Origin of the sequence: Streptomyces bambusae, assembly GCF_019400985.1 — a bacterium.
GTDB classification, from domain to species: Bacteria; Actinomycetota; Actinomycetes; order Streptomycetales; family Streptomycetaceae; genus Streptomyces; species Streptomyces bambusae_A.
The window spans coordinates 1-10581 of sequence record NZ_WTFF01000253.1; the positions used below are offsets into that span (position 1 = coordinate 1).

The 10581-nt window shown below is 73.7% G+C and carries 7 protein-coding genes; 2 read left to right on the forward strand and 5 right to left on the reverse strand.

Features of this window, described 5'->3' with window-relative positions:
• Window positions 1-3337: AfsR/SARP family transcriptional regulator (locus tag GPJ59_RS27165; RefSeq protein WP_219670338.1), on the forward strand; the 3337-nt coding region annotated here is incomplete at its 5' end.
• Between the two features lie 65 nt (window positions 3338-3402).
• Here the strand turns inward: GPJ59_RS27165 and GPJ59_RS27170 are convergent.
• The 3 genes from GPJ59_RS27170 to panB form a co-directional block, all read right to left on the reverse strand.
• Complete coding sequence (locus GPJ59_RS27170; protein WP_219670339.1) at window positions 3403-4263, reverse strand: ABC transporter permease; 861 nt, start codon at window positions 4261-4263, stop codon at window positions 3403-3405.
• The gene (locus GPJ59_RS27175) at window positions 4260-5297 is read right to left on the reverse strand and encodes an ATP-binding cassette domain-containing protein (protein WP_219670340.1); all 1038 of its coding nucleotides are present in this window, start codon (window positions 5295-5297) and stop codon (window positions 4260-4262) included. Before GPJ59_RS27175 ends, GPJ59_RS27170 begins: the two co-directional genes overlap by 4 nt.
• 165 nt (window positions 5298-5462) lie before the next feature.
• Complete coding sequence (gene panB, locus GPJ59_RS27180) at window positions 5463-6335, reverse strand: 3-methyl-2-oxobutanoate hydroxymethyltransferase (protein WP_219670341.1); 873 nt, start codon at window positions 6333-6335, stop codon at window positions 5463-5465.
• A gap of 319 nt (window positions 6336-6654) precedes the next feature.
• Here panB and GPJ59_RS27185 point away from each other — a divergent pair, with 319 nt between their 5' ends.
• Window positions 6655-7677, forward strand: a complete 1023-nt coding sequence (locus tag GPJ59_RS27185; RefSeq protein WP_219670342.1) for an endonuclease/exonuclease/phosphatase family protein — start codon at window positions 6655-6657, stop codon at window positions 7675-7677.
• 68 nt (window positions 7678-7745) lie between these two features.
• Here the strand turns inward: GPJ59_RS27185 and GPJ59_RS27190 are convergent, their stop codons facing one another.
• Both GPJ59_RS27190 and GPJ59_RS27195 read right to left on the reverse strand, forming a co-directional pair.
• Window positions 7746-9500: an NAD+ synthase gene (locus GPJ59_RS27190; RefSeq protein WP_219670343.1), complete on the reverse strand. Its 1755-nt coding sequence runs from the start codon at window positions 9498-9500 to the stop codon at window positions 7746-7748.
• A 118-nt stretch (window positions 9501-9618) separates the two neighbouring features.
• Window positions 9619-10581: DUF4190 domain-containing protein (locus GPJ59_RS27195; protein ID WP_219670344.1), on the reverse strand; the 963-nt coding region annotated here is incomplete at its 5' end.

Sequence of the window (10581 nt, forward strand, 5' to 3'; positions counted from 1 at the left end):
GGTCGGGCGGCTGCGCCGGGCCCTGGGGCACGCGGCCGTGGCCTCGTCGGACGGCGGCTACCGGCTCACCGCGGGTCGGGGCGAGATCGACCTGTTCCGCTTCGAGGACCTCGCCCGCGGCGCCGCCCGCGCCCTCGCCGAGGCCGATCCGGGGCGCGCGGCCGCCCTGTACGACGAGGCGCTCGCGCTGTGGCGCGGACCGGCCCTGGCGGACCTGCCGGAGCCGGAACCGGAAGCCGGCCGCTGGGAGGCCGTACGCCTGCAGGCACGCCGGGGCCGGCTGGCCGCGGCCCTGGCGCTCGGCGGGGCGGACCGGGTCCTGCCCGAGATCGGCGCGCTGTGCGCCGAGCACCCGCTGGACGAACCCCTCCAGGCCCTCCGGCTGCGCGCCCTGCGCGACACGGGCCGGCCCGCGGAGGCCCTGGCCGCCTACGACCACATCCGCCGCACCCTGGCCGACCGCCTGGGCACGGACCCGGGCCCGGAGCTCCGCGCCCTGCACGAGGAACTCCTCACCCCGATCACCCCGACACCGTCCCCTTCTCCGGCCGCGCCACCGTCCCCGGCCCCCTCCGCGGCCCCGTCCCCGAGCGCATCCCCGCACCCTTCCGCAGCCCTGGCCCCACCGCCCGCGCCCCCGGGCGCACCCGCGCCCGGGCCGCAGGACTCCGCGCCGCAGGACCTCGTACCGCCGGCCGAGCCGCTGCCCGCCCCGCCGCGGGGCAACCTGCGGGCGCGGCTGACCACCTTCGTCGGGCGGGAGGAGGACATCCGGGTCATCGGCGAGGACCTCTCCGGCCATCGGCTCGTCACCCTGCTCGGGCCCGGCGGGGCCGGGAAGACGCGGCTTTCGCAGGAGGCCGCCGAGGCGCACGCCGGGGACGGAGGCTGGCCCGACGGGGTGTGGCTCGTCGAGCTGGCGCCCGTGGACGACCCCGACGACGTGCCCGAGGCCGCCCTCGCCGCGGTCGGCGCGCGCGAGACGAAGCTGCGCGGCGCCGCCGCCGAGGAGCTGCGGGCGCTGGCCGAGCTGGCCGGGGCCGGCCCGATGGCCCGGCTCGTGGAGCACTGCGGGCGGCGCCGTCTGCTGCTGGTCCTCGACAACTGCGAGCACGTCGTCGGGGCGGCCGCCGCCCTCGCCGAGGAGCTGCTCGCGCGGTGTCCCGGCGTACGGATCCTGGCCACGAGCCGTGAACCCCTGGGTGTGCCGGGGGAGTTCGTACGGCCGGTGGAGCCGCTGCCGCCCGCGCCGGCGCTGCGGCTGCTCGCCGACCGGGGCGCGTCCGCCCGTGCCGGTTTCACCGTCGAGGCGGATCCGGCCGCGGCGGCGGAGATCTGCCGGCGGCTGGACGGGCTGCCGTTGGCCATCGAGCTGGCGGCGGCCCGGTTGCGGCTGCTGACACCGCGGCAGATCGCGGACCGGCTGGACGACCGGTTCCGGTTGCTGACCAGCGGCAGCCGGACCGTCCTGCCGCGCCAGCAGACCCTGCGCGCGGTCGTGGACTGGTCCTGGGACCTGCTCGACGAGGCCGAGCGGACCGTCCTGCGCCGGCTGTCGGTCTTCGCCGGCGGCTGCGACCTCGCCGCCGCCGAAGCCGTGTGCGCCGACGCCCGCCCCGACACCCGCCTCGGCACCCGCCCCGACACCCGCCTCGGCACCCGCCTCGACGCCCTGGACGTCGCCGACGTGCTCGGCTCGCTCGTCGACAAGTCCCTGGTCGTCGCCGCCCCCGCAGCAGGCGGCGAGATGCGCTACCGCCTGCTGGAGACCGTCGCCGAGTACGCCGCCGAGCGGCTCACCGGAGCGGGCGCCGGGAGCGACCGGCGCGAGACCGAGCGCCGCCACCTCACCCACTACCGCGAACTCGCCCGCACCACCGATCCGCTGCTGCGCCGCCGCGGCCAGCGCGCGGCGGCGCAGCGGCTCGACACCGAGTACGAGAACCTCCGCACCGCCCTGCGCCGCGCCGTCGCCGCCCACGAGGTGGACGAGGTGCTCTGCCTGGTCCACTCGCTCGCCTGGTACTGGCACATGCACGACCTGCGCAGCGAGTCCCGGCACTGGTCGAACGCCGCCGCCGCGCTCGGCCCCGACCCCTTCGCGCCCCCGGCCGCACCCGCCCCGCCCGTCCACACCCGGATCGTCGACGCGCCCCCGCCGTACTCCGGGGACGTGCTCACCGAGGCCTGGCGCGGAATCCGCCTGATGGTGCTGGCCACCCGCGACCAGCACAGCGGCAGCTGGGACCGGCCCGAGGCCCGCGCCGAGGTCGCGAGCATCGTGGCCGCCTACCGGCCCGGCCTGCCGCAGACCTGCCGCACGCCCGGCGCCATGTGGATCTACGCCGTGATGATCGCCGGCGACGTGGACATGCTCCACAAGGTGGTCCACGCCACCGTCGACACCGCCCGCGCGAACGGCTACCGCTGGGAGCTGGCCTCAGCGCTCCAGCTGCGCGCCAACGTCCTGGCCAACCGCCCCGACCATGCCGACGCCGCCGCCCGCGACGCCGAGGAGAGCCTGGCCGTCTTCCAGGAGCTGGGCGACGACTGGGGCTGCGCCGAGGCGCTGTCCGCCCGCGCCGAGTCCCTGGAGCGGCGCGGGGAGTACGCCCTGGCCGCGCGGGACTTCCGGGCCGCCATCGACTACGCCCGCCGGCTCGGCGCCCAGGCCCAGGTGACGGTGCTCCGGGTGCGCCTGGCCGGGGTGCTGCTGGAGTCCGGCGGGGAGACCGGGACCGGGACCGGGACCGAGGCCGGGACCGAGGCCGAGGCCGAGGAGATCCTGACCGGCATCCTGCGGACCTCGCCGGAGTACGGCAACGAGGCGGTGCCCGCCGCCCGGATCTTCCTCGCCGTTTGGTACGGCCGCACCGGCCGCGTGCCCGAAGGCCGGGCCCAGCTCCAGCTGCTGCGCGACGAGTTCGCCTTCGGCGCGTACGCGATCTTCGACTGCGTCCTCCTCGGGGCGATGGGCTGGCTGGACAACCTGGAGGGCCGCCACGAGGACGCCCTCGCCAAGGCGCGCGAGGCCCTGGCCGTCGCCGAGGACCCGCTGGCCCGGATGGTCGCGCCGCACATGCCCGCGGTGTTCCTGTCGACCGCGGCCGAGGCCTACGCGCTGCTCGGCGGGCCCGACCGGGCGCGCACCGCGGCGCTGCTGCTGGGCGCCTACGCGGCCCACCTCCCGGCGGGCCACTTCCCGGTCACGACCGAGCGCGAGACCCGCGAGCGGGTGGAGCGGCTCGCTCGCGCGGAGCTGGGCGGGAGCGCGTACGAGGCGGCGTACGCGGAGGGCGGCGACCTCACCGTGAAGGAGGCCACCGCCCTCGTCTGATCCGGTCCCCCGATCGCACGTCACCTCGTCCGGGACGCGACTTTCCGTCAAGAGGTGCTGCCGGATCAGGTCTTGTTGCGGAACTTGCGCACCGCCAGCGGCGCGGTCACCAGCGTGATGCCCACGGCCCAGGCCAGGGTGACCATCACCGGCTGCGCCACCGGGCCCTCGTTGTTGATCAGGTGCCGGGCCGCGTCGGCGAGGTTCGACAGCGGGTTGACGTTGGTGAACGACTGCAGCCAGCCGGGCATCGAGGTGGTCGGGGCGAAGATCGAGCTGCCGAACTGGAGCGGCATCAGCACCATCATCGCCATCCCCTGGACCGCCTGCGCGGTCTGCAGGGTCAGGCCGAGCAGGATGAAGATCCACATCAGCGAGGCGCCGAACACCAGGGACAGGCCCACCGCCGCCAGCAGCTGGAGCACCGAGCCGTGCAGGGTCAGTCCCAGGGCGAAGCCCATGCCCAGCATGATGGCCATGGCGATCAGCATCCGGCCTATCTCGACCACGATCTTCGCTATGAGCACCGAGGAACGGGCGATCGGCATGGCCCGGAAGCGGTCCATCACGCCCTTCTTGAAGTCGTCGTTGACGCCGGTGCCGACCGCCATCGCGATGTTCAGGCCCATCATGGCCATCAGACCGGGGACCAGGTAGTTGACGTAGACGTCCTGGTTGCCCGAGCCCGAGATCGCGCCGCCGAAGACGAACGTGAACAGCAGCACGAACACGATCGGCATCAGGACGACTTCGAACATCGACTCCGGGTCGGCCTTGATCTGCAGCGCGTAGCGGCGCGACAGTGCGCCGATGTGGCGCAGGTGGGCCCGCAGTCCGATGCGGCCGTCGTCGGCCGGCCCCTGCGGGCCGCCGCCGGTCGCGGCGCCGGACGGCGTACGGGTGGGCGTGGTGGTGACGCTGCTCATGCCGCGACCTCCTCGGTCTGCTCGGCGGACGCGGGGTCCGCGTCGGTGGCGGTGGGCTTCTGCCCGGTGATGGAGAGGAACACCTCGTCCAGGCTGGGCAGGTACGTGCCGAGGTCGGCGATGGCGTACCCGCGGGCGGCCAGCAGGCCGACCACGGCGGTCAGCTGCTCGTCGCTCAGGAGCGGCACCAGCAGCAGGCCCTCGTCCGGCACGGCCTGCGAACCCGATACGCCGTCCAGGCCGGCCTCGGCCAGCGCGCGGGCCATGTCCGGCAGTTCGGCGGGGTCCGCGGGGCGGATGCGCAGCGTGCGTCCGCCGACCCGCGCCTTGAGCTCGTCCACCTTGCCGTGGGCGATCACCTTGCCGCGGTCGATGACCGTCAGCTCGTTCGCGAGCTGCTCGGCCTCCTCCATGTACTGGGTGGTGAGCAGGACGGTGGCCCCCTCGGCGACCATCCGCTGCACCTCGTCCCACACCTCGTTGCGGGTGCGCGGGTCCAGGCCCGTGGTCGGCTCGTCCAGGTACAGCACGGCCGGCCGGCCGATCATGGAGGCGGCCAGGTCCAGCCGGCGGCGCATGCCGCCGGAGTACTGCATCGCGGGCCGCTTGGCGGCCTCGGTGAGCGAGAAGCGCTCCAGCAGCTCGTCCGCGCGGCCGCGGGCCTCCTTGCGGGGCAGGTCGAGCAGCCGGCCGATCATGTAGAGGTTCTCCCAGCCGGAGAGCTTCTCGTCGACCGAGGCGTACTGCCCGGTGAGGCCTATGGTGCGGCGCAGCTGCCGGGGCTGGCGGACCACGTCGTAGCCCGCGACGGTGGCGGTGCCGGCGTCCGGCACGAGCAGGGTGGAAAGGCAGCGCACCAGGGTGGTCTTGCCGGCACCGTTGGGACCGAGGACACCGAGCACCGTGCCCTCGCGGACGTCCAGGTCCACACCGTCCAGTGCCTTGGTCTCGCCGAAGTGCTTGACCAGTCCCCGCACCTCCACGGCGTTGGCGCCGCGCCGGGGGTTCTTGTCGATTCGCGTCATGCCCACCATGGGACCAGGCGCCACTGACAAACCACCTACAGATGGCCTACAGGATGTGGACAGCCCGCCGACGTCTCGTCGGCGGGCTGTCGGTGCTGGAGGTTCTGGGCCGTGCTGTGGGTCCTGTCGGTCCCTCAGTCCCTCAGCCGGTCAGTCCTTCACTCCCTCAGCGCCTCAGTGGAAGGTGTGCTCCTCCTGCGGGAACGTTCCACCGACCACGTCCTCGGCGAAGGCGCGCGCCGCGTCTTCCATGGTCCGGCGCAGGTTCGCGTACTGCTTGACGAAGCGCGGCAGCTTCCCGCCCGTCAGGCCCATCGCGTCGGTCCACACGAGGACCTGCGCGTCGCAGTCGGCGCCGGCGCCGATGCCCACCGTCGGGATGTGCAGGGACCGGGTGACCTCGGCCGCCAGCTCCGCCGGCACCAGTTCGAGCACCACGGCGAAGGCGCCCGCGTCCTGCGCCGCCTTGGCGTCGCGCAGCAGCTGGTGGGCGGCCTCGTCGCCCCGGCCCTGGACCCGGTAGCCCATGGCGTTGACGGACTGCGGGGTCAGGCCCAGGTGGGACATGACCGGGATGCCGGACTGGACGATCAGCTCGGTCTGGTGCAGCGACCGCTCGCCGCCCTCCAGCTTGACGGCGCCCACGCCCGCCTCCTTGACCAGCCGGGTGGCGCTGCGCAGGGCCTGCACCGGACCCTCCTGGTAGGAGCCGAACGGCAGGTCGCCGATGACCAGGGCCCGGCTGGTGCCGCGTACCACGGCCGCCGACAGCAGGGTCATCTCGTCCATCGTGACGGGCACGGTGGTGTCGTATCCGAGGTGGCAATTGCCCATCGAGTCGCCGACGAGGATGACCGGGATGCCGGCCTCGTCGAAGACGGACGCGGTCATCGCGTCGTAGGCGGTGAGCATGGGCCACTTCTCGCCGCGCTCCTTGGCGGCGGTGAGGTCGCGGACGGTGATGCGCCGGGTGCCCTTGCCTCCGTACAGGGTGGGTCCTGCTGCCACCTTGCCGGGTTCGCGGGCAGGCGAAACGGCGTGCGTCATTGCAACTGCTCCTTGTGTCATCTCGAGGCGCCCTCACGGCGTCCCCGGACTCACCCACCATGGTGGCATTCGCGCCGCCCGCCCGGAAGTGTGCGCGGCCCGCCCCTGTGCCTGGTCCGTCACACTCCGGCCGGGCACCGGCGGCGCTTCGCCCGGACCCTGGTGAATGTGCGCGTTTCGTGACAGACGGAACCCGCGCCGGTGACCCCTTCGTCCTCCCGGTCGTACGCGGTCGACGGACCGGTACGGAAGGCTCCGCTCATCGCCTAGGGTCAAGGGACGGGGACGGAGCGCAAGCACGGCAGCGAGGACGGCAGGCATGGCACAGGCGCAGGTGGCGGAGACGGGGAACGGCGGCTCGGAGCCCGAGCCCTCCGGATCCCGCATCCGGCGGCGGCTGGCCGAACTGCGCAAGGACCCGGGGATCTGGCGGCGCGGGGCCGTACTCGCGGCCCTGGCCGTGCTCGTCGCCCTGGTGATGATCTTCCACGCCGAGCTGCCCAACAGCGTCGGCAACACCGGCAGCCTCATCGAGACGTTCCTGCCCTGGCTCGGGCTGGCCGTCCCGCTGTTGGTGGCCGCCGCCCTCTGGCGCCGGTCCGCGACGGCGCTGCTGGCCGTCACGCTGACGGCGGTGGTGTGGGTGAACCTGTTCGGCGGCCTGGTCACCGACAAGTCCGGCCCCGGCGGCAACCTGACGGTCGCCACCCACAACGTGGACGCCGACAACCCGGACCCGCGCGGCACCGCCGCGTCCGTGGCGGCGTCCGGCGCCGACCTGCTGGCCCTGACGGAGCTCAAGCCCAGCGCCGTCCCCGTCTACGCGGCGGCGCTGGCGGACACGTACAAGTTCCACGCCGTCGAGGGCACGGTCGGCGTGTGGAGCAAGTACCCGCTGACCTCCAGCGCGGCCGTGGACATCAAGATCGGCTGGGACCGCGCCATGCGCACCACGGCGGCCACCCCGCACGGCCCGGTGGCCGTCTACGTCGCCCACCTGCCCTCGGTCCGGGTCAAGCTGGACGCGGGGTTCACCGCCAAGCAGCGGGACAGGAGCGCCGAGGCCCTGGGCCAGGCGCTGGCCGGCGAGCCGCTGCCGCGGGCGGTTCTGCTCGGCGACCTCAACGGCACGATGAACGACCGCTCGCTCTCCCCGGTGACCTCGCAGATGCGGTCCACGCAGGGCGCGGCGGGCGACGGCTTCGGCTTCAGCTGGCCGGCCCAGTTCCCGATGGCCCGCATCGACCAGATCATGGTCCGGGGCATCCGCCCGGAGGCGTCCTGGACCCTGCCGCGCACGGGCAGCGACCACCTGCCGCTCGCGGCGCGGCTCGCGATCTAGGCGCGACGGGATCCAGGTGCGACGGGTGCTCGGGCCCGGGCCCGGGCCCGAGCACCCGTCGCACCTGATCAGGCGTGTTCGCGCCAGCCGTTGGTGATGGGCAGCCGGCGGTCCTTGCCGAAGCCCTTCGCCGAGATCTTCGTACCCGGCGGGTACTGGCGCCGCTTGTACTCGGCCGTGTCCACCATGCGTACGGTCTTCGCGACCAGCTCGCGGTCGAAGCCGGCGGCCACGATCTCCTCCAGGCCCTGGTCGCGGTCCACGTACCGGGCCAGGATCGCGTCGAGCACGGGGTAGTCCGGCAGCGAGTCCGTGTCCACCTGGCCCGGGCGCAGTTCGGCGCTCGGCGGTTTGACGATGGAGTTCTCGGGGATGGGCGGGGTCTCGCCGCGCTCCTCGGCGGCCCGGTTGCGGTAGGCGGCGAGCCGGAAGACGTCCGTCTTGTAGACGTCCTTGATCGGGCCGTACGCGCCGACCGAGTCGCCGTAGAGCGTGGAGTACCCGACGGCCAGCTCGGACTTGTTGCCGGGGGCCAGCACGATGTGGCCCTCCTGGTTGGAGAGGGCCATCAGCACGGTGCCGCGCAGCCGGGACTGGAGGTTCTCCTCGGCCAGGCCGGTCAGGCCCAGCGAGCTCATGTACGCGTCGAACATCGGCTCGATGGAGACCGTACGGAAGTTGAGCCCGGTACGGCGGGCCAGCTCGGCCGCGTCGTCCTTGGAGTGGTCCGAGGAGTACTTGGACGGCATCGAGACGCCGTGGACGTTCTGGGCGCCGATCGCGTCGCAGGCGACGGCGGCGACGAGCGCCGAGTCGATGCCGCCGGAGAGGCCGACGAGGACGGAGCGGAACCCGTTCTTCCTGACGTACGCGCGCAGGCCCACGACCAGGGCGTCGTAGACCTCCTCGTCGTCGTCCAGGCGGTCGGCGTAGCCGCCGGTGACCACCGCCTCGTAGGGCTCGGCCGGTTCCTCGGACAGGACCACGCGCTCGATGCGCAGCCCGTCGTCCACGACGCCCTCGGGGGCGGCGGCCGCGGCGGCCGGCAGGTCCAGGTCGACCAGGACGCAGCGCTCGGAGAACTGCGGGGCCCGCACGATCACCTCGCCGTCCCGGTCCACGACGATCGAGTCGCCGTCGAAGACGAGCTCGTCCTGGCCGCCGATGGTCGCGAGGTAGGCCAGCGTGCAGCCGGCTTCCTGGGCGCGCTTGCGGACCAGTTCGAGGCGCAGGTCGTCCTTGTTGCGCTCGTACGGCGAGGCGTTGACGGAGAGCAGCAGGCCGGCCCCGGCGGTGCGGGTGGCCGGGACGCGGCCGCCCTCCTGCCAGAGGTCCTCGCAGATGGCGAGCGCGACGTCGACGCCCTTGACCCGGATCACGGGCTGAGTGTCGCCCGGCACGAAGTAGCGGAACTCGTCGAACACGCCGTAGTTGGGCAGGTGGTGCTTGGCGAAGCGGAGGACGACCCGCCCGCCGTGCAGCACGGCGGCCGCGTTCTGCGGGGCCCCGGCCGGGCGGCCGAGCCTGGGCGTGGCCTTCTCGGCGCGGTCGAGGTAGCCGACGACGACCGGCAGCTCGCCGAGCCCCTCGGCCGCCAGCCGCTCCGCGAGTCCGTGCAGCGCGGCCCGGGACGCGTCGACGAAGGAGGCGCGCAGCGCCAGGTCCTCGACGGGGTAGCCGGTCAGCACCATCTCGGGGAACGCCGCGAGATGGGCGCCCTGCTCGGCGGAGTGCCGGGTCCAGTGGACGATCGAGTCGGCGTTGGCGGCGATGTCGCCGACGTGCGAGTCGATCTGATTCAGCGCGAGGCGTAGTTGAGGCACGGGGCCCAGTGTAATCGTCTTTCTGACGCGATGTCCTGGGCCCCGGCTCTCCCAAGGCGAATTCCGTGGCTTTCGGGGGCTTGTGGGGGTTGTCTTCGGGGCTTTGTGGGGGTGCGGGTCAGCCGATCGGGCCGCTGAACATGGCGGGCGGCAGGAAGGTGCCGGCCGCGATGTCGGCGCTGATGCTGGTGGTGCCCTCCGGCACCTCCCAGGCGAAGACGCCGCTGGCGGACTGGCCCGGGGCGATGGAGCCCTTGATCATCTTCGGCACGGTGGTGTCGAAGACGAGTTCGGCGGTCATGCCCTTCTCGTCGCGGACGTTCGGGACGGCGTAGATGACCTCGTGGGGCTTGTCCGAGGTGTTGGTGATCGTGGCCGTCAGCGTGACGGCGTTCTTCACCTTCGAGCGGCCGTAGGCGGTCTCCGGCTTGTACTTCACCGGCTTCGACAGGGACACCTTGATGCCGTCCTCGACCGTGACGGTCTCGCCGAAGGCCACCGGGCTCGCCAGGCCGGGGACCTGCGAGGGCGAGGGCTTCGTCGGCTTCGCCGGGGTGCTCGGGAAGGAGCGCTCCAGCTCCTCGATCTCGTCCAGCTCGCGGCCGAGGCTGCGGTCGGCCCGGTCGGCCAGCCGGTCGACGACGGACGCGGTGATGAACCAGCCCGCGACGCAGGCGCCGATGCCCAGGACGCCGAGGACGGTGCCGGTGACGGCCATCGCCCTGCGCCCGCCGCCCTTCGAGGCGCGGACGACGGCCCCGATGCCGAGGCCGAGCGCGACGACGGCCATGATGCCGCCGATCCAGAACAGGAACGGGACGAACGCGACCGCCAGGCCGATGCAGCCGACGACGAGCGCGGAGACGGCCAGGCCGTTGGAGGACGCGTGGGCACCGGGCATGCCAGGCATGCCGGGCGGGCCGGCGTACGGGGAGCCGGCGAAGCCGGCGGGCGGGCCCCAGGGGTTGCCGGGGCCGGCGGGGCCGCCGGGTACGCCGTGGGTGCCTCGGCCGGCGAAGGGCGGGGCGGCGGGACCACCTGGCGGAGCGAACGGCTGTCCGGGCGTGGGGGTGCCCGGGGC

Coding starts and splice junctions, on each gene's coding strand:
- GPJ59_RS27170 (WP_219670339.1), bottom strand. CDS start 4,263: ATGAGCAGCGTCACCACCACGCCCACCCGTACGCCGTCCGGCGCCGCG.
- GPJ59_RS27175 (WP_219670340.1), bottom strand. CDS start 5,297: ATGGTGGGCATGACGCGAATCGACAAGAACCCCCGGCGCGGCGCCAAC.
- panB (WP_219670341.1), bottom strand. CDS start 6,335: ATGACGCACGCCGTTTCGCCTGCCCGCGAACCCGGCAAGGTGGCAGCA.
- GPJ59_RS27185 (WP_219670342.1), top strand. CDS start 6,655: ATGGCACAGGCGCAGGTGGCGGAGACGGGGAACGGCGGCTCGGAGCCC.